The organism is Sodalinema sp. (assembly GCF_046483825.1).
Classification (GTDB): domain Bacteria; phylum Cyanobacteriota; class Cyanobacteriia; order Cyanobacteriales; family Geitlerinemataceae; genus Sodalinema.
Genome location: NZ_JAWOCL010000077.1, coordinates 1 through 21,211, shown reverse-complemented (window position 1 = coordinate 21,211; position 21,211 = coordinate 1). Strand labels below are relative to the sequence as shown.

The 21,211-nt window shown below is 52.2% G+C and carries 16 protein-coding genes; 11 read left to right on the top strand and 5 right to left on the bottom strand.

Translation table 11 applies throughout. The features are described from left to right. Positions 1-219: 219 nt before the first annotated feature. Positions 220-648, bottom strand: coding sequence for an RNA recognition motif domain-containing protein (locus tag R6U67_RS05220; protein WP_410251566.1), 429 nt, complete (start codon positions 646-648; stop codon positions 220-222). Positions 649-1,402: 754 nt separating this feature from the next. Between R6U67_RS05220 and R6U67_RS05215 the strand changes: the two genes are divergently transcribed. Then, positions 1,403-2,332, top strand: coding sequence for a hypothetical protein (locus tag R6U67_RS05215; protein WP_410251565.1), 930 nt, complete (start codon positions 1,403-1,405; stop codon positions 2,330-2,332). 20 nt (positions 2,333-2,352) lie between these two features. Here R6U67_RS05215 and R6U67_RS05210 read toward each other — a convergent pair whose 3' ends face one another. Continuing rightward, the gene (locus R6U67_RS05210; protein ID WP_410251564.1) at positions 2,353-4,050 is read right to left on the bottom strand and encodes a DUF3352 domain-containing protein; all 1,698 of its coding nucleotides are present in this window, start codon (positions 4,048-4,050) and stop codon (positions 2,353-2,355) included. Between the two features lie 154 nt (positions 4,051-4,204). Here R6U67_RS05210 and polA point away from each other — a divergent pair, with 154 nt between their 5' ends. The 4 genes from polA to R6U67_RS05190 all read left to right on the top strand — a co-directional run bounded on the left by polA (position 4,205) and on the right by R6U67_RS05190 (position 8,977). Then, positions 4,205-7,138 (top strand): DNA polymerase I, encoded by a 2,934-nt coding sequence (polA, locus tag R6U67_RS05205; RefSeq protein ID WP_410251563.1) that lies wholly within the window; start codon positions 4,205-4,207, stop codon positions 7,136-7,138. Positions 7,139-7,402: 264 nt separating this feature from the next. After that, positions 7,403-7,990 (top strand): PHP domain-containing protein, encoded by a 588-nt coding sequence (locus tag R6U67_RS05200; protein WP_410251562.1) that lies wholly within the window; start codon positions 7,403-7,405, stop codon positions 7,988-7,990. 274 nt (positions 7,991-8,264) lie between these two features. Continuing rightward, entirely contained in the window at positions 8,265-8,585 is a 321-nt protein-coding gene (locus tag R6U67_RS05195; protein WP_068787725.1) for a nucleotidyltransferase domain-containing protein, read from the top strand. Further along, entirely contained in the window at positions 8,582-8,977 is a 396-nt protein-coding gene (locus R6U67_RS05190) for a HEPN domain-containing protein (protein ID WP_410251561.1), read from the top strand. Before R6U67_RS05195 ends, R6U67_RS05190 begins: the two co-directional genes overlap by 4 nt. A 61-nt stretch (positions 8,978-9,038) precedes the next feature. Here the strand turns inward: R6U67_RS05190 and R6U67_RS05185 are convergent, their stop codons facing one another. After that, the gene (locus tag R6U67_RS05185) at positions 9,039-9,530 is read right to left on the bottom strand and encodes a hypothetical protein (protein WP_410251560.1); all 492 of its coding nucleotides are present in this window, start codon (positions 9,528-9,530) and stop codon (positions 9,039-9,041) included. Positions 9,531-9,707: 177 nt separating this feature from the next. On the opposite strand from R6U67_RS05185, the gene R6U67_RS05180 reads away from it, so the two are divergent. Beyond that, a complete protein-coding gene (locus R6U67_RS05180; RefSeq protein WP_410251559.1) occupies positions 9,708-11,132 on the top strand; it encodes a M50 family metallopeptidase in 1,425 nt (474 codons plus the stop codon). A 35-nt stretch (positions 11,133-11,167) separates the two neighbouring features. After that, entirely contained in the window at positions 11,168-12,766 is a 1,599-nt protein-coding gene (locus tag R6U67_RS05175) for an HlyD family efflux transporter periplasmic adaptor subunit (protein WP_410251558.1), read from the top strand. 97 nt (positions 12,767-12,863) lie between these two features. On the opposite strand, the gene R6U67_RS05170 is transcribed toward R6U67_RS05175, so the two are convergent. After that, positions 12,864-13,556 (bottom strand): response regulator transcription factor, encoded by a 693-nt coding sequence (locus R6U67_RS05170; protein ID WP_087708310.1) that lies wholly within the window; start codon positions 13,554-13,556, stop codon positions 12,864-12,866. A gap of 221 nt (positions 13,557-13,777) precedes the next feature. On the opposite strand from R6U67_RS05170, the gene R6U67_RS05165 reads away from it, so the two are divergent. After that, a complete protein-coding gene (locus tag R6U67_RS05165) occupies positions 13,778-15,547 on the top strand; it encodes a type II toxin-antitoxin system HicA family toxin (protein ID WP_410251557.1) in 1,770 nt (589 codons plus the stop codon). 164 nt (positions 15,548-15,711) lie between these two features. Beyond that, entirely contained in the window at positions 15,712-17,010 is a 1,299-nt protein-coding gene (eno, locus tag R6U67_RS05160) for a phosphopyruvate hydratase (protein ID WP_410251556.1), read from the top strand. Between the two features lie 127 nt (positions 17,011-17,137). On the opposite strand, the gene R6U67_RS05155 is transcribed toward eno, so the two are convergent. Further along, positions 17,138-17,575, bottom strand: coding sequence for a CAAD domain-containing protein (locus R6U67_RS05155; protein WP_068787738.1), 438 nt, complete (start codon positions 17,573-17,575; stop codon positions 17,138-17,140). 231 nt (positions 17,576-17,806) lie between these two features. Between R6U67_RS05155 and mutL the strand changes: the two genes are divergently transcribed. Next, the gene (mutL, locus tag R6U67_RS05150) at positions 17,807-19,483 is read left to right on the top strand and encodes a DNA mismatch repair endonuclease MutL (protein WP_410251555.1); all 1,677 of its coding nucleotides are present in this window, start codon (positions 17,807-17,809) and stop codon (positions 19,481-19,483) included. Positions 19,484-19,584: 101 nt separating this feature from the next. Then, positions 19,585-20,922, top strand: a complete 1,338-nt coding sequence (locus tag R6U67_RS05145) for an adenylosuccinate synthase (RefSeq protein ID WP_410251554.1) — start codon at positions 19,585-19,587, stop codon at positions 20,920-20,922. The last annotated feature ends 289 nt before the right edge of the window (positions 20,923-21,211 follow it).

Genomic DNA, 21,211 nt, shown 5'->3' with positions numbered 1-21,211 from the left:
AAATGACTGATCTGATCGTTGACGATGGCCGTCGATGATGTCTCAAAGAGGCCACCGAAACGTTACAGATGAAAGTGAACAATAAAAGTGAACAATAAAAGTGACAGATAAACAATTACAAAAAACAGTTGTAAAACCCAATCTATACAAGGATTTCTTGTTTTTTTAGTGTCTTATTGTATCTGTCACTTAGGCAGCGGTTTTAAGCCGCGACACACTCTAGGAGTTGGTGGTTTGAGAAGCCAACATCTGTTTGAGTTTAGACAGCTCATCCGCCCAACGGGGATCGGGTTGAGCGCTGTCGGAAGAACTCGAACTACGAGTCGATGAACCCGAACGAGAGCGGTTTGAGCTTCCCGATTTGGGAGCGGGGGCGCTATCGGATTTTTCCTTGCCTTTCTTACGAGGCATGGCTTTCTCGACTTTCAGGGCGGTATCCTTAAACTCTTTGCCGTTGAAGGCTTCGACGATTTGATCGGCCTGTTCGTCATTTTTGGCGGTGACGAAGCCAAAACCGCGACATTTACCGGTTTTGCGATCGGTGATGACTTTCACTGAAAGAAGTTCGCCAGCATCCTGGAAAAAGTTTTGCAGTTCGTCTCGCTCAACATCTTTGGGCAAGTTACCGACATAAAGGCGAATAGACATAGTGAGTAAACCTCTAAACTAAAGCGACGTATTTGAATGAAAAATCTCGATCTCAGCGGGGGACTTTGAACCCTCTTTTGTGGCGCACGGGCCATAAATTCCGGTCAAGTATCCCTAATCCTGCTGAGCCTATCTGAACTTGACAGGTTTGCTAGCATCTTTTAACCCCCTCCGTAACGGCCAAAACTGTACCCGTCATTGCTCCGGCTCTTCTGCTGTAGCGTTGAATTTTGCTCGTGCATGAGGTTCGTTGCTGCTGCAATGACGGCTGTGAAGTCCACGGTCTTAACGAGTCTGTCCCGCGCCAGAGAGTGACATCACTCTATCAAGTTATGGGCAAGTTATGGGCAAGTTACGGGCGGGTTGCTGATCTCGTCTTAGGGGTGCATTCCGAAGTCGCGCTGGCCAGCCTCTCTCTACGGTATCACAGTTACCCCGCAGGACAAGTCTTTCCAGATTCGGGAACGCTCCGCTAACCTGTGCTCGGCGAGTTAAAGCTCGGTCACACAGAACGAGCAAGGGCGACTTTCTATCCTAAGGGGAAAAGGCGGGTTTGGCAATAGAAATCGACCAAGCTGTACGATTGACTCGGATATTATTAATAAATGTAACAAACAAAAGTGTTTAATGCAATCCCCCCGATCGCAAGCATCGGTCTGATATAGTGATTGCACAGTGCTAACTCACCGTTTGCCGGCCCATCGTCTTCAACGGGTGTCAACCGGGCAAGCCGAGTGGGGAACATCATTACGACATGTCTCAAACGCCACCCCCATCAGAGGATAGACAACCCGGAGCGCTGCGATCGCTGCTGATTCGTGTATTGCGCCGCCTCATCGCCGCCCTAGAACGCTGGCTGGTACGCCTCGAACGCCCTGAGCTGGCCGAACCGTTACCGTTATGGCAAAATCCCCTGGTGTGGATTGGGGCGATCGCCGCCACGGGGATCGCCGTCGTTGTCGCCATTGTGGTTGTGCCACAAGTCACCACAGAGGCGACAGATGTGGCGGTCACCTCGACCCCGGCCCCAGTTCGCGAAACGCCCTCACCTTCCCCAGAATCTGCGCCACCCGTGGCTCAAACCCCGAGCCAAGATGAGATGGCTGACGAGATGGCCGATGAGATGGCCGATGAGATGGCCGACGAGATTATACCCGATCGCCAACTCGAAGAACCTGAGCCATCGTTACCCCCCTCACCTCCCCCAGCCGTAGCCGAATCTCCACAACTTCCCCAGGAGACTCCCCCAGAAAGGTCGCCGGAGCCATTCCCTGACTCTCCTGAGCCGGTGAAGCCCTCAGCGCCCGCCAGCAAACCCATTCAGCTAACCCCTGAACAGCAACTCATCGCCGCCGTGCGATCGCAAATCAGCGACGTGGCTCGTCCCTATGAAGACTGTCATCGCTCAGGCCTCAACCTCACTCAACAAGAGGAATGCAGCCAAGAGAACCGCTTTGTCAGCCGCATCAGCGCCAACTTTGAGGCGGATCTGTTGCGCGTCGAAATCAACCCCCAATGGTATGACCTCGACAGCCAGGAACGGTCAAAACTCGCCAATGGCCTTTGGAGTCAGGCCCAACGGCTCGATTTCGCTCATGTGGAAATTGTCGATCAGCAAGGGGTTCTCGTCGCTCGTAGTCCCGTGGTTGGCAATGATGTCATTATCCTACGGCGATCGCGTTAACCCCATTTTGCCAAACCGACCTAGGGACTCTCAATCTTGACAAAGACGTCATAGCGGCCGCTGCGTTCGTCCTGAAACCCAACCCGCACACCAATGGCCTCAATCGCATCTAAAAACTCCTGTTGCTCGGGTGGAAGCTGTAACAGGGGTAAATCAAGAGATTGCTCTTGGCCATCCTCCCCAACTTGAGTGGGATTGAGATTCAGGAAAAACAGACCATTACTCTCATCCGGCTCACGGGGAACCACATCGTTAAACTCGGAATTGCGAGCCAAAGACAACTCCGGCTGAGGCAAAAATTGCTCCGTGACGGGTGAACCCACCGTAAAAAAGACCACCGAATCACTCAGCCAACCATGACTGACGCTCAAACCCTTGCGGCGAGTATCCCAGGTAACGAGACGCCGTTGTCCGAGTTCTTCGACTTCTACATTCACCTCAAAGCCATAGCGATCGACAACAGCCCGATCAATACGTCTGAGGAGGGTTTCCGTCGCTTCAATATCTCCGGTTTCAGCCATGACCACCAAACTCCCCGGTAGGGTTGTCTCTTCGTTACGAGCGGTGGGAATTAGACCGAGGGCAAATTCTCCCGTCATCCAGGGTAACAGTTCGTTGTCAAGGTTAACGCCGACGGTTTGTTCGAGAGCGCTACGAATCCAAGTCCCATTAATCGGAAGGAAGGGATTGGCTTGAGAATCTTGTAGATAATCCTGCCAAAGTTTGTTGAAGTTCGAGCCGGCCATGACCATCATCGTTGCAGCAGGGAAACGATTAACCAGGGTGGGGGGTAGGCTGTTCTCAACATCCAAGAGAGTCTCACTCTCGGGATTGAGCCAGGAGAGGGTATGGAAACGAATCCCCTCGTTTTCGAGATCAATGGTGCTGGCTAAACCTTGAGTCTCCAAGGTTTCTAGGGCGTTAGCATTCAGAGGACGGGTCGAATCCTCCGCTAAGGTCGCGAGTGAATCGGGTACGTTCACAAATAAACTGGCCAAATCTGTGGCGGGTAGAGCCTCCCAGGCTTGGTTATAGCCGGGAATCGTTAGAATCGACTGATTGTCTCGATAGGCATCAACGGCCCGGTTCACGGCACTCGATTCTTGAGAGACAATCAGGAACCGCCGCTCAACCACCGCCAGGGTACTGGGACGGTTGGCCGCTTCTTCGCTGAGAGGATCGTCAATCTCGGGTTCATAGATGGTAACACCGCGATAGTTGCGCTCCTCTAATCCTGACTGCTCCTGACGTTGCGCGACAATCGATCGCAGCCGGCCGGCATTGCCAATGGGGAGAATCAGGATGTTGGCGCGATCGGCTCGCAAGTCCTCAGGCGGGGTGCTTTCATCGATCTCCGGCGGCGGGAGAATGGCCAGGGTGATACGATCGCCCACCCAGGGCGCGATATCCTCTTCATAACGATAATCAGACCCGGCTAGGAGATTATCTTGCAGTTGAGTGAGTCCCTCTTGGAAGCGGGCCTGACTTCCCTCGGTTCCATAGTTCCGTAAGCGTCGCCATTGGCCCGACTCGGTGGAGACGGAAACAGCCATGAGGGCATCCTCGGGGACAAACTCGGCCCCGACAATTAAACTGAGGTTAACGGGCCGACGCGAGATGAGGCCATAGACAACACCGCCACCAACCAGAATTAAACCAACAACAGCTAAGGCTCTCCAGGGTGGGGATTTTCGACGGTTTCTCCGATAAGTTCTCATAGAGTCTCGATGAGGCGATCGCAACAGGTGACAAGGGTCTGGGGAACTCCCTTTTGGTCATAATCTCCATAACCCTGCTACTGTACCAGGATTTTTCCAAGATGCGATCGCCTCCCCGCTCGACAACGGGCCATTGATACCAAATCAAGGCAAAATGGAAGAAAACCCTACATCTCGGAGAGTCTCTGTGTCCTCAGTTCTGCTTGTCGATGGTCATTCCCTGGCCTTTCGTGCCTACTACGCCTTTGCCAAAAGTCGTGAGGGAGGCTTGCGAACCTCAACCGGACTCCCCACCAGTGTTTGTTTCGGGTTCCTACGCTCCCTCCTCGATAGTATCGCTACCCATCGCCCGTCTGCGGTGGCGATCGCCTTTGACACCAGTACCCCCACCTTTCGCCATGACGCTGACGCGAACTACAAGGCGCAACGGGCCGAGACTCCCGAGGACTTTATCCCTGATGTCGAACATCTCAAGCAACTCCTGGCGGCCCTAAATTTACAAATTTTCATCGCCCCAGGCTATGAGGCTGATGATATCCTGGGAACTCTGGCTCAGCAGGCCAGTCGGCAGCAGTACAAGGTCCAACTCCTCAGCGGCGACCAAGATTTGTTTCAACTCATTTGTGATGACCCCCCGATTACGGTCTTACATTTAGCTGGGGGCTGGGGACGCAAAAACGCCCGTCCTCAAGAGTTTCAGGCCCAACAGGTTCAGGATAAGTTGGGGATTCGTCCTCAGCAAGTGGTTGATTATAAGGCTCTGTGCGGTGATAGTTCTGATAATCTCCCCGGTGTGAAGGGAATTGGTCCGAAGACAGCGGTTAAACTCTTGGAGGAGTACGGCTCTCTCGATGAGATTTATAACCATCTTGAGGAAATTAAGGGCGCCACTCGCAAAAAACTAGAAACGGGACGAGAGGCGGCTTATCACACGCAATACATGGCTGAGATTAACTGTGAGGTTCCTCTTCAGTTCAACTTAGATGACCTGACGCTGCGGGGGTTTGATGCTCAGCGGCTGTTACCACTTCTCGATCGCCTTGAACTCCATTCTCTACGCGATCGCCTCAACACGCTACAAGACCAACTCGGAGGCGGCGCAACGGAGACCACATCCCCTCAACCGACCGCCTCGGGGTCTCCGGCTCATTCGGCTGAACTCGACGATACGGGGTTTTGGAGTTGGGAAGACACCCAAGCCAGTCAACCCCCCGAGGAGTCTCGACTACGACCGCTCATTGTCGATTCTCCCGAAACATTGCAAACTCTGATCAAACGGCTTCAGGACCAAACCAATCCTCACGCTCCGGTGGCGTGGGATACGGAAACCACCAGTACGAAAGCCACGGAAGCGGATTTAGTGGGACTCGGCTGCTGTTGGGGGGAGTCTCCTGAGGATCTCGCCTATATTCCCCTGGCTCATCGTCAGGGAAACGCCTTGTCGTTGGAGCAGGTGTTGGAGGCGTTGCGGCCGATTTTGCAGGGCGATCGCTATCCCAAAGTGTTTCAAAATACAAAATACGATCGCCTCGTCTTGCGTAGTCACGGGATTCTCTTACAAGGAGTAGTGTTTGATACGCTCCTGGCCAGCTATCTCCTCAATCCTGAAACCACTCACAATCTCACGGATTTAGCCCTACGTCATCTGGATTTAACGGTCAGCAGTTTTAAGGATATTGTTCCTAAGGGAAAAACCATCGCCGATGTCTCGATTCCCGTGGCGGCTCACTATTGCGCCGAGGATGTTCATGTCACCTATCGCCTCGTTCCTCTGTTACGAGAGCAACTTCGACAAACGCCTCAATTGGAAACACTCCTGAATACGGTGGAATTACCGTTAGAGGCGGTCTTGGCGGAGATGGAGTTTTTGGGGATTCGCCTGGATATTGAGTATCTCAAAACACTCTCAGATCAGTTGGCTGAGCAGTTAGATGAGTTAGAAAAAACAGCCTATGAGTTAGCGGGTGATTCCTTTAACTTAAACTCCCCGAAACAACTCGGCGAAATCCTCTTTGATCGGCTTGGTTTAGATAAGCGAAAAACCCGTCAGACGAAAACGGGGAATTATTCGACCAATGCCAAGGTATTGGATAAACTGCATGGGGATCATCCGATTATTGATGTCATCTTGGAACATCGCACCTTGGCAAAGTTGAAATCGACCTATGTGGATGCCTTACCTGAGTTGGTTCGTGTAGATGAGCAGCAGGCGAACCGCATTCATACGGATTTCAATCAGACGATTACGGCGACGGGGCGGCTGTCGTCGTCGAATCCGAATTTACAGAATATCCCCATTCGTACTGAGTTTAGTCGTCGGATTCGTAAGGCGTTTTTACCCCGTGAGGGTTGGCGGTTGGTGACGGCGGATTATTCACAAATTGAGTTACGAATTTTGGCTCATTTAAGTCAGGAGCCGATTTTGTTAGAGGCGTATGATACGGGTCAGGATGTCCATCGCTTGACGGCGCAATTGTTGTTTGAGAAAGAGGAGATTTCCTCGGAGGAACGACGGTTGGGTAAAACGATTAATTTTGGCGTGATTTATGGGATGGGAGCGCAACGATTTGCCCGAGAAGCGGGGGTGAGTTCTTTGGAGGGACGGGAGTTTATTGACCGCTATAATACGCGCTATTCTCGGGTGTTTGCCTATTTGCAACAGATGAAGCGCGAGGCGATCGCCCGGGGCTATGTGGAAACGCTCTGTGGTCGCCGTCGTTATTTCACGTTCGAGTCCTCAGCCCTGCGAAAACTCCAGGGACAGCCGGCTGAGAGCATTGACTTGGAAAATCTCAAAAATATCAGTTTAGGGGACTCTCAGGCTCTGCGAGCCGCCGCAAATGCCCCAATTCAAGGGTCGAGCGCTGACATCATTAAAATTGCTATGGTCAAGTTACATCAGCTTTTGGGCGATCGCGCGGCCCGGATTTTGTTACAGGTCCATGATGAACTGGTCTTTGAAATGCCCGCTCAGGAATGGCCACAGCTCGAATTTCCCATCCGCGACACCATGGAATCGGCACTGAAACTGAGTATTCCCCTCGTGGTCGATATCCATCAGGGAGAGAACTGGATGGAGGCTAAATAAGGGGAAATATCTAGATCGACAGGATGCTGATTAGGAAACCTGAAGTCATTGGTTCTATTTTTAAATCAGAATTTGATGACGTTTTCTGTCAGTTCTCCTAAACATTGTTACAATAAGTAAACTCCTAGACATTAACTGCTTATGCTTGTCTATCAGACCCACTTGGCGACATACGATAGACCTGCCGCACAAGACACGCGGAGACTCTGTAAGGTTTTCAGCACCCTAAATGCTGAAAGCTGTCCGCGCCATTACAATTTTCACATGCACTCGGTCTATTCCGACGGTCGCTTGCGCCCTGAAGCCATCATGGAACAAGCGGTAACCATTGGCCTGAAGGGATTGGCCATCACAGACCACCACAGTGCTGATGGCTATCGTCAGGCGCAGCGTTGGTTAGACGACTGGCGGCGTTCTCTTCCCGATGCGCCCATCCCTCGTTTATGGACTGGCGTCGAAATTAACGCTGACCTCATTGGTACGGAAGTCCACATTCTCGGCTATGGCTATAATCCGGGTCACAAGGCGATTCAACCCTATTTACAAGGTGAAAAGGTTGAAGGGCGAGCGTTTGGGGCCAAGCGAGTCATCAAAGCCATTCAGAAGGCGGGAGGCTTAGCGGTTCTCGCTCACCCCGCCCGCTATCGCAAATCGGCCAATCAACTCATTCCTGCGGCGGCTGAACTCGGGATTGACGGGGCGGAGGCTTACTATTCCTATAACAATCCAGATCCTTGGCGTCCGAGTCCTAAGGAAACGGCGAAGGTTAAACAACTCAATGCTGAGTATGGGTTGTTTGATACTTGCGGTACGGATACTCATGGTCTAAGTCTGTTGCGACGGATGTCTTAGACCCTGTCTTGACGATGTCTTAAACCATTTATCCCTCTCCTACCCCGTGAGAGGGATTTTGCTGGGTGCGGGCCGGCTACCTCTTCAGGCTTATCAAGAAATACTCGGTCGTAGCCAAGATGAATTCAAGAACTCGGTTGGGGTGTTCCTGCGTGATCGTCTAATGGTCTGAGGGAGTCCAGGAAGACGAATCACCCAGGGAATGCCCGTGCTAGAATTCAAATCGAAAGTATCCGAGTTTATCCAACCCGTTACAAATCTGGTTTGATGTCACATGAAAACTCCCCTAAACATAATTCTTGACCAAACCTATCAAGGGCTAAAAAAAATTTATAACCAAAAACTTGATCAGGTTATCCTCTATGGATCTCAAGCCAGAGGAGATGCAGAACCAGACTCAGATATTGATATTTTGATTGTGTTAAGACAAGATTTTAGCTACTCCCAGGAAAGTAATAAAATTAGTCAACTCATTGCTCGGTTATGCCTGGAACATGATACTCTAATTAGTTGCGCCTTAGCGAGTCGTCGTCAACTCGAAGACTATAATAATAGTTTCTTTCGTAATGTTCGACGTGAGGGAATTCGTCTATGACCCCGGAACAACAGAAACTGCTAAAAAAAGCCACTCGTAGCTTAGAAGCGGCCCGAGAACTCAATCATAAAAAGTTTCCTGATTTTGCCGCCTCGCGTACTTATTACGCTATGTTTTATATTGCCACTGCTTTTTTAGAAGGAGAGGGATTATCTTATTCTAAACATTCAGCAGTCATTGCTGCATTTGGAACACACTTTGCTCGCACAAAACGCATTCCAGTCAAGTTACATCGCTATCTTATTGATGCTGAAAGAATTCGCTTGAGAGCTGATTACAATACTGATTTGGATATCACAGAAGCCGATGTTGAACAAATCATTGCCCATGGAGAAGAGATGCTGAATTTTGCGTTAGAAAATCTTGATTCATTGCCTCCTAATTCTCCTTGAACATCATCGATCTTAATAGATCACTCTTCAGATACAGCCATCATAGCTTGGCTTAAAACCTTCAATTATTGTCGATTGGATGGCCGGTAAAACGCGAATATTTCATGTGACCCGACATATTTAGACCCGATATCGCGACCATCCCTTTGAGCTTTTTCTCAAAGTAAATCAACCCGCCAATCCGGCTTTCAACCCAAAAACTGCCATGAATAAACTCATAGTCAGGAATTTTGATTAAAAAGATGTTTCGTGGGTCTTTTTTAACAATCTCTTGACTGAGCATCGGGATGATTTGTTGTAGGAAGGGATGCTCAACAGGCTCGCCAAACTCGATAAACTCAGGATGATCGGCAAATCGATCCATGTAATATTCCCACAACTTCCCTAAGTTCTTTTCGCGATTGAGCCTCATCTCTAGGTCTTTTAACCGTCTCAGATTGAATGAGGGCTGGGGTTTAGGTGTTGACATAACTTCGTTACCCTGGTAATAAAATTGAATCCCGATGCGATCGCGGACAAGGTTGGTCTTATATGATTTATCTTCCCCTATCATATATTGCTGATCCCTGTCAATGTCATCGTCTCAAGTAGCCAGGAATCAGATCAATCGCCTCCCCCCTCCCGGAGTTACCCCGTAAAAAATAAAGTTTTGTAACAATTACCGGAGATTTCCGTAAAAACCGGCTTCTCAAACCGACAGATTAAGGACAGGGTTCACGCTTTAATCATCATGGTTACGTCCAGCCGCAAAAACCTTCCCCCCCAGGCCGAGATTGCCCAAGATTGGATTTGTCCCGATCTGCGGCCCTATTGGCAATTGGCGAAGGTGAAACAGGATACGCGGGTTGTCCTCCGTTGCCCCGAAACGGGACAACGCCATGTCTTCTCAGAACACGAAGGCTTTGCACTGCGCTACTTTCAGGGACAATACACCGTCGAGACCGTCCAACAACGCTGTCAGACGGAATTTTCCCTCGTCGATAGCCAACTGGTGTGTCAACTTATCCGTAAACTCATTCATAAAGGGATTCTGGCCCTCGACCAAATCCCCTCAGGAAACGGCCCTCGCCTCAAATCCTGCGTGGAATGGATTGATCACCCCGATGGCTATTGGATTCTTCGGAACCCCGAAGACGGAACCTATATCCAAGTCTCCCGCCGAGATCAACAGGCGATCGCCGCTCAGGTTGGAGACGGTCCCCCCCAGTCGAGCCAAATCTCCCGGCAAAAATGGCAGCAACTCCTACAAATGCTGGCCAGTACGGGAATGCTGGAGGGAACTGAACGCCAAAAACCACCTCGGGGCAAATTCAACCCCCTGCAACTGCTGTTTTTCAAAATTCCCCTGATTAACCCCGATCGCTGGCTCGATCGCCATATCAACAAACTGCGCTGGATTTGGACGAAACCCGTTTCCTTTCTGCTGCTGGCGTTCCTCAGCGCCTCCCTCGTGGCCGGAATGGCCCAATCTCGGGCCATCCTGCAACTTGGGACCCAACTCTGGAGCGAGCATCGCGCCGCTATCCTGGTTCCCTTTATTCTCCTGGCTATGCTGGTGGTGTCCATTCACGAATTGGGCCACGCCTTTACCCTCAAATACTATGGCGGTGTGGTTCCTGAAATCGGACTCCTCTTTATGTGTTTGTTCCCCGCCGCCTACACCAACACCAGCGACTCCTACTGTCTCTCCCGTTGGCAACGGATTCAGGTGGTCGCCGCCGGAGTCCTCACCCAGATTACTATCGCGGCGATCGCCCTCTGGCTTTGGATTCTCGCCGTTCCCGGCAGTTCTCTCTATATCAGCAGCTATCTACTGATGCTGGCGGCCCTATTCACCATTGCTCTCAACCTCAACCCCCTCGCCAAATTCGACGGCTATCACCTCGCTGTCGCCGCTAGTGGCATCAATAACCTCCGCACACGCTCCTTTAAGTTCTATCAACGTCTGTTTCAGGGCAAACCCAAACGAGAAACCGCTGCTGATGCCAAAGTTCTCGCCCTTTACGCGCCTTTGAGTTTGTTCTATATCTGTAGCGTCTTTGGCTTCCTATTTCTGCGTCTGAGTGATTGGACGCTCACCAATATTCCGGCGATCGCCCTGGTGCTAATTACCATCTGGGCGATTTATTTCTTCCTACTTCCGGAAAACAGTTAACCCCACATTGTTCACTCCATTAAGGGATCTACACCATGACCTCTCAACCTCAACCTCAATCTCCTCTACGAGTCGTTCCCCCAACCCCTGACGCACCCCATCAAGACGCCAATCCAGCCCCCAGTTCCCCTGAGCCGGAAGCCGCTGAACCCGCTGCCACGGCTAAGCCGGATACTCAAAACTCCGGACAGGGTTGGTTACGAGTTGGCGCGGTTGTTCTCGTTTTGGGAGCCGTGGGATTCATTCCTCTGGAGAACCATGTCGGAGCTGATGCAGAAGCTCAAGCTCGGAAAAACCAGCGACAAGCCGTCACGATGCCCAGCGATGGCCAGCCAGAGTTCTATCATCAATCTGGGGACTATGTGCAAGCGGGAGAGCCAGTCGTCAGAATTATCGATCTGCAATTGGGCGATCGCATTCGGGACTTGCAACGAACTATCCAACAACAAGAAGGGGAGTTAAGACGCTCAGAAATTGATTTGGAGCGAGCCGAACAGCGGCTACAAAGTGCTAAAGATGAAGAAAATCAAGCTTACAATCGTCTAGCTAACCATAATCAGGAGTTACAAGCCCTCATGGTTGGTCCTGGATTACCCGCCAGTCGCCAATTAGATCACGAACGTGATTCGATTGAGCGGGATATTGCCGGAGTTGGAGATGAGATTCGCAGCCTCGACGCTCAAATTGAAGAATTAAAAACCCAGCAACTCACCTTAGAAAATCAGGCATCCCCACTTCGAGAAAAGATTACAGATTTGCAAGCTCGACAAGAGCGTATAACCTCACTGCGCTCAGAGGTGAATCCAGACAGTGAGGTGGTCGCACCTTATGAACCCCACCTGGAGAATTTGCGTGATCAAATCTTCAATTATCAACAAGAACTGTTGCGGGTGAATGGTGAAAATCGCCAAATTACCTATCAAATTCAACAGTTAGAGCATGAAAAAAACCGCCAACGGAATCGCGCTCAAGGACGAGGATCTGAAAGTCTCGCCTTGGTTGAACGACAAGACGACCTGATCCGGCAGTTTCAAGACGAACGGCAAAGCTTGCAAGATCAATATGAGCAGCAGCAAAACACTCGTCGAACTCTTGACGCTGAAGTTAACAGTGCTAGGGCTACGGTTAGCAACCATCAACTAGAACTCGATGCCCTACGTCATGAACTTCAGGAGCTAGAAAAACGGCAAGACAACAACACGTTTCATGCTGATGTTTCAGGGGTGATTCTAACGGAAGATTTAGATCTACAGAACCGTCAATATATTCAACGGAGTCAAGAAATATTGTCAATTGTTAATGTGGAACAACTCGATGGTGTGGCTTATGTATCCCAGGGCGATCGCCACCTCATCACAGAAGGGCAACCCCTAGAATTTCGCGTTGATGGTCAAGCCAATTTCCGCTATCCCGCCACTATTGAAAGCATTAGTCCTCACTTCACTGAAGATGGTCTGCAACCGGTTTCTAAAGTCACTTTTACCATCGATAACCCAGACAACATTCCCCTAATCGGCGCCCAAGGCTACGTCAACATTCGCACGGAAGACCGCAACCTCTACCAAAAAATGCACCATCAATTTAGCAAACTCATCGACCTGCCTCGCTATTTTCCCTGGCTTTCACGAGAGTAGGCCCATCGTCGTTACGCTTAAATCCCTCTCCAGTGGCGAGAGGGATTGGGGGTCAAGCTAACCCATTCGGGATGCTCTTAGTTGTCCTCTGACCGTCTTAATCGGTCAAGCCATTCTCTAACGCATAGCGAACCAACTCCGTGCGGCTGTTGGTTCCGGTTTTGCTAAAGAGACGACTCACATACTTCTCCACATTGCGGACACTGGTTTCGAGGCGACTGGCGATTTCCTTATTCATCAACCCTTGGGCCACCAGTTCCAACACACTTTCCTCCCGAGGCGTTAAGTCAATCTGCACCGGATCACTTTTCTGGGGAATGGCACTTTTGTGGGTGAGCAGTTCCTTAATTTCTTGGATTTGTCGAGCTAGGGTGGCGATATCTGGGGTTTCGCCATCCTCTAAGCCTTCCGTTGCATTAGAACGACGGGCCAGCAGGTTTTCCACCACCGCCACCAGTTCATCGGGGTCGAAGGGTTTGGAGATATACGCATCACAGCGGGCCTGATAGCCTTGGATGCGATCGCTCGTCATCCCTCGGGCCGTCAAAAAGACCACGGGGATAGACTTGAGGCGAGGGTCTTCCCGCATTTGCTTGAGCAGTTGGTAGCCGTCCACCTCTGGCATCATGATATCGGTGATGACCAAATCGGGGATATCTTGCTGGAGTTTATCCCATCCTTCCTGGCCATTGGTGGCCACCTCCACCGTAAAGCCACTTTGGGAGAGATAGGCTTGGACCGCCTCCCGCAATCCGGGTTCATCATCGACCAATAAAAGTTTATCTGACATCTATCGTTGCATCTGTGGGTGTGATTCCTTTCTCTAGGATAGACCCAGTGGGCATAAATGCAGTTCGGGAGGCGTGAATCGGGGTCATTCATCGCCTCGACGCTTCAGCGAGCGATCGCAACCATTCCCCAACGCATCCTCAGCCAAACTCGAGTCACGCATTCCCCAAAACCCCCACCGTATAATGGGATACCAGCAGCCTTCAGACTTGACCCTCCCCGATGACCCTTCCTTTTCTTCGCCGCCATCGCCGTCTCCTTCTCCATAGCCTCGGCCGATTGAGCCTGATTAGCATTACCGCCGTTAGTATCGCCACCGCCTCCAATTGGGCCAATCATCGCAACTACTGGAAGGGGACCATGTTTCGCGTGCAAACCGTGGACTTCAACCTCCTCACCCACAGCTTACCCACCAAACTCTCCTATCTCCTGATTGAAAACCAACCCCAAGAACTACAAACGACCCTAGACAGTAACTATGGACGATTTGGCCTCGTTGTCACCGACTGTTCGAGCGATCGCATCGACTGTTCCAACCAAACCATCCTCCACCAATCACCCCAAACCCCCTCCATTCCCCTCAGCGACCTAGAAAATCATCCCTTCGATCTCCTCCGAGATCCGCCGCCACTGTTCGCCGAGTTCACCTATCCTCAACCCGACGACGCCAACCCCATCACCACAGGACAAACCAATACCGGAGACATCATCGGCCGTGTCTATTACCTTCGTCACATTCCCCCCACATTTGCTGAAGATTATCGCGGCTGGCTCCTTAATCCCCTCCAACTCAATGGATCTCGGTTTATTTACCTCTTAACCACCATTTTTTTTCTCACCGCTGGGGTCATGACTTGGCTGATGATCGAGATCATCCTTTATAGTCAACGCAAAAAACGCCAAGAACTGCAACGAGACGCTCAAACCCTTAAACAGCAGCTCGAAAGTCAACTCCAACAAATTCCAAAACTCCTGCAAGAACGGGAACTCGCTCGCCGGGAACTTGACGCCTACCGAGAAAAACAGCAACAGCAAACTCAAGACTTGCAGAGCTTAATCGACGACTATGAAACCCAACTCGCCGAGTTTGAAGAACAGCAACAGGAAAGCGTCCAAACCCTACAACAGTTAGAGCAAGAATTAGCCACCGTTATTGAGTCTAAAACCGAGGCCCAAGAGCAAATCCAGGAACGGGAGCGCAACATCGCCCAACTCAAGAAAGCGCAACAGGACAAAGACCAGCAGCAACGGGAACGAACCCAAGTTTTAGAACAGTTGCGCGAAGACTTACAGATTGCTCAAAAGAGAGCCGCCAAAGCCCAACAGGAAACCGAAAAACTCAATCAGATTATTGCCGATCTCACCCGCGATCGCAACCTCGCCCAACAGCAATATCAAGAACTCAAACAACAACTCAACCAAGACGTCGATAACCCCGGCTTCAAAAAAGCCCTCGAAACCTCCCGTCGAGAATTAGAACGAGTCCAACAACAAGCGCAAGAACGAGAACTTGAAGTTCTCCAAGAAAATGAACAGCTCAAAGAAGAAATCGAACAAATCATCGAAGATAACCAAGAATTTGAAATGTATGCCCTCGAACAAAACGAACTCCTAGAACGAGAAAAATCCAGATTAATGCAGCGCAACTTTGAACTAGAAGCCAATAAAATTTATATCGAAACCCGAATCCATCAACTCGAACTCCTCGAAGAAGCCATCAAAGATAGTGACCCCGAAGACCGAGAAAAACCAACCCAAATTTATCGCCTCATCTTTTCAGAAATGCCCCATGTCTCAGGGCAACGAATCATTAACGCCCTCAAAAAAATAGGCTTCACCGAAACCCATATCACCGGCAGCCATGCCCACCTCAAAAAAACAGAAACCCATACCTGTATCGTTCCCGTCCATCCCGACTTACCCCCCGGAACCCTTAAACATATCCTCAAAGACGCCCGAGTCAGCATCGAAGAACTCAAAGAACATCTCTGAGAGAGCATCCCCCGACCCAGACCCCTCAGCAATTGTTCAGCAATTGTCAGGAAATCCCCAACGGGGCCAAAGAACTCCCCCATGCACCGTATGATATTTGGGGTGCATGAAGCCCACGGCGGCTTGCCAGACGCTCGCCCTGTCGTTACTAGAGAAACAATCATATGTTTGTATCTGACACCAGCATCGAGTCCATTGAAGCCTGGGAAATCCTCGACTCCCGAGGACGGCCCACCGTAGAAGCCGAAGTTCGCCTCGCCAATGGTGCCATCGGTGTAGCCAAAGTCCCCAGCGGCGCATCCACCGGAACCTTTGAAGCCCACGAACTCCGCGATGGTGACCCCCACCGCTACAACGGTAAAGGCGTCCTCAAAGCCGTAGAAAACGTCATCGACAAAATTGCCCCCGAACTCGTAGGTAAAGTCGACGCCCTCAACCAACTCGAAGTTGATGGCGTTATGCTCTATCGCGACGGGTCCGACAACAAAGCCAACCTCGGCGCCAACGCCATCCTCGCCGTCTCCCTCGCCAACGCGCACGCCTGCGCCAGCGCCCTAGAATTGCCCCTCTACCGCTACCTCGGCGGTCCCCTGGCCAATCTCCTCCCCGTTCCCATGATGAACGTCATCAACGGCGGAGAACACGCCGCCAACAACATCGACTTTCAGGAATACATGATTGTCCCCGTTGGCGCACCCTCGTTTAAAGAGGCCCTGCGTTGGGGGTCCGAAGTCTTCGCCTCCCTCAGCAAAGTCCTCGACGAAAAAGGCCTCCTCACCGGAGTCGGCGACGAGGGCGGATTTGCCCCCAACCTCGAATCCAACACCGCCGCCGCTGAACTGCTCGTCGATGCCATCCAACGAGCCGGTTATACCCCCGGCGAACAAGTGGCCCTGGCCCTCGATGTGGCCGCCAGTGAGTTCTACAGTGATGGCCAGTACACCTATGACGGGGCCAGCCGTTCCCCCGCTGAACTCATCGACTACCTGGCCGGCTTAGTCGAGAACTACCCCATCGTCTCGATTGAGGATGGCCTCCATGAAGAAGATTGGGATAACTGGAAACTGCTCACCGAACGCCTGGGCCATCGCTGTCAGCTCGTCGGTGATGACCTGTTTGTCACCAACAAAACTCGCCTGCAAACAGGCATTGAGCGCTCCGCCGGGAACTCGATTCTGATTAAAGTTAACCAAATCGGCTCCCTCACCGAAACTCTCGAAACCATTGATTTGGCCACTCGTAATGGCTTCCGCTCGGTGATTAGCCACCGTTCCGGGGAAACCGAGGACACCACCATCGCCGACTTAGCCGTCGCCACTCGGGCCGGACAAATCAAAACGGGGTCCCTCTGTCGCAGTGAACGGATTGCTAAATACAACCGTTTGCTACGGATTGAGAGTGAACTCGGCGATCGCGCCGTCTATGCCGGAACCATCGGCATGGGTCCCGGTGCAACAGCCTAACCCCCCATAAATCAGCCCCCCAGCCGAAACAGAACAAGCTGCTTTGACTGGGGGGAGCGATCGAGACCTTTAGGTTACCGGTCAGCAGAATTAGGTGGCTCATCGAGAACCCACCCATTCCCAAGAACTAGGAACCCGTGACTCGATTGGTGAAATTGACAATCTTGCTTTGTAACTCCTTACGGGCCTCAGCAGTAAGCAGAAAGCGGAAGATGAACCAACCCGAATAGCCGATGCCGACCAACTCAAAGATTGGAGACAGCAGCGGGATATCGTTAATGGCATCAATAACAGACAAGGTTAAGTAGAGTGCGACAAGCGCCCCCACAACCAACGCCACATTGATGAGCGGCTTTTTGTATTCTGAGAAAAAGTGACCCACAATCCCAAATAGGTCAGACAAGACCGAGAGGACTTGTGCCTTCACTTCGTTAAACTGGTCTTTATTCTCCGTATTTCCCGCCGAGTTGGAGATCTGAAGTTCCCCACCCTTCGATTCGACTGCTGCGGCAGGCTGATCTGGGGTTGTGGTTTGTTCTCCGTTGGGGGTCGTTTCTGAAGTCATAATTAAAACCCTTAGAATGACAACGTTGATTTTATCTGAGAACGTCCCGACCTTAAATCTTAGAGCGTCCCGAACAGTCGCAATCCTACACCACATCCTAACCCTTCATCAGGATGCGATGCAAAACTTCCCCGAGACTAAAGCAGAGCCGCCCAAATTGCAAGTCAGTCTCACAACACACCTCAGAGAATCCCCCTCGACTGCACTCAGCCAACTCTTCAGCCAAGTCTAATGTCTGTTTCCTCTCCCCCTCTATCTCCCACCCTGTCCAAAATCGCCACCCTCCCTGACGATGTGGTTCATGCGATCGCCGCCGGAGAAGTCATCGACTCCCTGGCCGCCGTCGTCCGAGAACTAGCAGAAAACGCCCTCGACGCCGGAGCCAGCCGCATTGCCGTCTCCGTAGACCCCCAACAGTGGCGTGTCCGCGTCGCCGACAACGGCTGTGGCATGACTCACGACGACCTCGAACAGGCCGCCCGCCCCCACAGCACCAGTAAAATTAACCACCTCGACGACCTCGAACGCATCACCAGTCTCGGCTTTCGCGGCGAAGCCCTCCATAGCCTCGCGCAACTGGCCCAACTCCACATCTACAGTCGCCAGGGCGAGGACCCCGGCTGGCACGCCTCCTATAGCCGTCACGGCCGCATCACCCGCCTCATCCCCGCCGCCGTCGCCCCCGGAACCGTCGTCGAAGTGCATCAGGTATTCCAACGCTGGCAACAACGGCGAGAGGCCCTTCCCAACCCCTCTCAACAACTGCGGGCCGTCCAACTCACCCTTTATCACCTGGCCCTTTGCCATCCCCAGGTCTCCTGGCAAGTCCGCAAAGGTCAAAAACCCTGGTTTAGCCTCAGCCCTGGCCAAAATGCCCAGCAAATTCTCCCTCAACTGTTGCGAGGCGTCAGTCATAACGACCTCTATTACAGCCAGAGTGAGACCTTAGAACTCGTACTCGGTCGGCCCGATCGCTGTCATCGCGGCCGCCCCGACTGGCTCAAATTCGCCGTCAACGGGCGAGTCGTCAACCTCCCTAACTTTGAACAGACCCTGCTGAGTACCCTCTCGCGATCGCTACCTCGCCACCGCTATCCCCTCTGTTTCCTCCATCTCCACATCCCCCCCCAACAGATCGATTGGAACCGCCATCCCGCCAAACGAGAAATCTACCTACAAAACAGCGACCAGTGGCAACGCCAACTCCGTGAAACCCTCGATCGCACCCTCACCCTCGACAGACACGACGGCAGCGACCATTCCCGCGTCCGTCAACTGCTGCAAGTCCAAGAATCCTCCGGCCAGTACCACGTCCAAGAAGCCACCATAGACCCCACTCAGGAGTCCCAGAAGACCCCTGAACGCCCCCTCATGCCCCTGCGAGCCATTGGTCAAGCCAACCGCACTTATATCGTCGCAGAACACCCCGAGGGAGTCTGGCTCGTCGAACAGCATATCGCCCACGAACGAGTCATCTACGAACAACTGCGCCAAGACTGGGCCTTACAAGACCTCGACCCGCCCATCATTCTCTCAAGTCTCACCCCCGCCCAACTCGACAACCTACAGAACATTGGCATCACCGTTGACCCCTTCGGCGACGGACTTTGGGCCTTGCGCCAAGCCCCCATCCCCCTCGCCCAACGAGATGACTGCCCCGAAGCCCTACGAGAACTCAGCCAAGGCAGCCTAGAAGAAGCCCAAGTCGCCACCGCCTGTCGCAGTGCCATTCGCAACGGAACCCTCCTCACCCTCAAAGAAATGCAGCAACTCCTCGATCGCTGGCAACAGACCCGTAACCCCCACACCTGCCCCCATGGACGCCCCATTTACCTCCCCCTCAACGAATCCTCCCTGGGCCGTTACTTCCGCCGCAGTTGGGTCATTGGCAAAAGTCATGGAATTTAAACCATGCTAAGTATTGCGAAGTTTTCCCCCCAACTGTTGACAAGTGTTACGGGGAGTATCCATAATTTTGGATTGTGTAAACTTAACCCTAATCAAGACCCTTGGCTAACGTAGTTGTAATCGGTGCCCAATGGGGCGACGAAGGAAAAGGCAAAATAACCGACCTGCTCAGCCGATCGGCAGATGTTGTAGTACGTTACCAAGGAGGGGTAAATGCTGGACATACCGTTGTCGTCAAAGACAAGACCTTTAAACTTCATTTAATCCCGTCTGGTATCCTCTACCCCCAGACCGAATGTATTATCGGCTCAGGTACGGTCATTGATCCTCAGGTTCTCATCGAAGAACTCGATCGCCTCAAAGACCTCGGTATTCCCACAGATAACCTGAAAATCGCCCAGACCGCTCATGTGACGATGCCCTATCATCGCATGATTGACCAAGCCTCCGAAGAACGGCGCGGAACCCACAAAATCGGCACCACCAAACGGGGAATTGGTCCGACCTATGCCGACAAATCTGAGCGAACCGGAGTCCGAATCTTAGACCTCATGGACGCCGACAGCCTACGGGACATCCTGGCCTGGACGATTCCCCTCAAAAACGAGATCCTAGAGCGACTCTATAACCTGCCTCCCCTCGATCCCGAAGAGGTCGCCCAAGTCTATCTCCAGTACGCCGAGCGTCTGCGGCCCCATGTCGTCGATGCCTCCCTCTGCGTCAACGATGCCGTCCGTCATCGTCGTAACGTCCTCTTTGAAGGCGCTCAGGGAACCCTCCTTGACCTCGATCATGGAACCTATCCCTACGTCACCTCCTCCAACCCCATCGCCGGCGGCGCCTGCATCGGCGCCGGAGTTGGCCCCACCATCGTCGATCGCGTCATCGGTGTCGCCAAAGCCTACACCACCCGCGTCGGCGAAGGCCCCTTCCCCACCGAAATGGTAGAAGGAATTGGCGAAACCCTCTGCGATCGCGGCGCCGAATTTGGAACCACCACCGGCCGAAAACGCCGTTGTGGTTGGTTTGATGCCGTCATCGGTCGCTACGCCGTCCGCATCAACGGCATGGACTGTCTCGCCATCACCAAACTCGACGTTCTCGACACCCTCAGCGAACTCAAAGTCTGTGTCGCCTACGAAATCGACGGCGTGCGCACCACCGACTTCCCCAGCAGCGCCCGCCAATTCGCCAACTGCAAACCCATCTACGAAACCCTCCCCGGTTGGCAATCGAACACCGAAGACTGTCGCAGCCTAGAGGATTTACCCCCACAGGCATTGAACTACCTCAAGTTCCTAGCCGAACTCATGGAAGTTCCCATCGCGATCGTCTCCCTCGGCGCCGGCCGACACCAAACCATCATCGTCGAAGATCCCATTCACGGCCCCAAACGCGCTCTCCTAGATGCCAACGGCGACCCGGTCATGAAAAAATAACCTAGATATCAAGGCATCCCCCCAGATGTCCCTGCCGGAAACGGGTGCGCCACCTCCGGTACACCCCTGCCCAGTCCCCCTCTTGCCTCTTGCCTTCCTCTCCCACGTGTTACCTACACTCGCGAGAATGCTCACGTTGTAATCTTTGATTCAACGTTGAGATGAATCACGGCAACTACTGTAGTACAATAGGGAGACACTTCAAGGTAAGTAGGTAACGTAAAGACTTTGCGGTAAAGACGGCATTGTGTGTAGTCCAGTCTAACGACTTGGTAGCCTATGAGGACTT

What these genes read in the sequence shown, in the direction of transcription:
- eno (WP_410251556.1), top strand. Translation starts at nt 15,712, where the DNA reads ATGTTTGTATCTGACACCAGCATCGAGTCCATTGAAGCCTGGGAAATC.
- R6U67_RS05215 (WP_410251565.1), top strand. Translation starts at nt 1,403, where the DNA reads ATGTCTCAAACGCCACCCCCATCAGAGGATAGACAACCCGGAGCGCTG.
- R6U67_RS05210 (WP_410251564.1), bottom strand. Translation starts at nt 4,050, where the DNA reads ATGAGAACTTATCGGAGAAACCGTCGAAAATCCCCACCCTGGAGAGCC.
- R6U67_RS05185 (WP_410251560.1), bottom strand. Translation starts at nt 9,530, where the DNA reads ATGATAGGGGAAGATAAATCATATAAGACCAACCTTGTCCGCGATCGC.
- polA (WP_410251563.1), top strand. Translation starts at nt 4,205, where the DNA reads ATGGAAGAAAACCCTACATCTCGGAGAGTCTCTGTGTCCTCAGTTCTG.
- R6U67_RS05190 (WP_410251561.1), top strand. Translation starts at nt 8,582, where the DNA reads ATGACCCCGGAACAACAGAAACTGCTAAAAAAAGCCACTCGTAGCTTA.
- R6U67_RS05200 (WP_410251562.1), top strand. Translation starts at nt 7,403, where the DNA reads ATGCACTCGGTCTATTCCGACGGTCGCTTGCGCCCTGAAGCCATCATG.
- R6U67_RS05155 (WP_068787738.1), bottom strand. Translation starts at nt 17,575, where the DNA reads ATGACTTCAGAAACGACCCCCAACGGAGAACAAACCACAACCCCAGAT.
- R6U67_RS05165 (WP_410251557.1), top strand. Translation starts at nt 13,778, where the DNA reads ATGACCCTTCCTTTTCTTCGCCGCCATCGCCGTCTCCTTCTCCATAGC.
- R6U67_RS05180 (WP_410251559.1), top strand. Translation starts at nt 9,708, where the DNA reads ATGGTTACGTCCAGCCGCAAAAACCTTCCCCCCCAGGCCGAGATTGCC.
- R6U67_RS05170 (WP_087708310.1), bottom strand. Translation starts at nt 13,556, where the DNA reads ATGTCAGATAAACTTTTATTGGTCGATGATGAACCCGGATTGCGGGAG.
- R6U67_RS05195 (WP_068787725.1), top strand. Translation starts at nt 8,265, where the DNA reads ATGAAAACTCCCCTAAACATAATTCTTGACCAAACCTATCAAGGGCTA.
- R6U67_RS05175 (WP_410251558.1), top strand. Translation starts at nt 11,168, where the DNA reads ATGACCTCTCAACCTCAACCTCAATCTCCTCTACGAGTCGTTCCCCCA.
- mutL (WP_410251555.1), top strand. Translation starts at nt 17,807, where the DNA reads ATGTCTGTTTCCTCTCCCCCTCTATCTCCCACCCTGTCCAAAATCGCC.
- R6U67_RS05220 (WP_410251566.1), bottom strand. Translation starts at nt 648, where the DNA reads ATGTCTATTCGCCTTTATGTCGGTAACTTGCCCAAAGATGTTGAGCGA.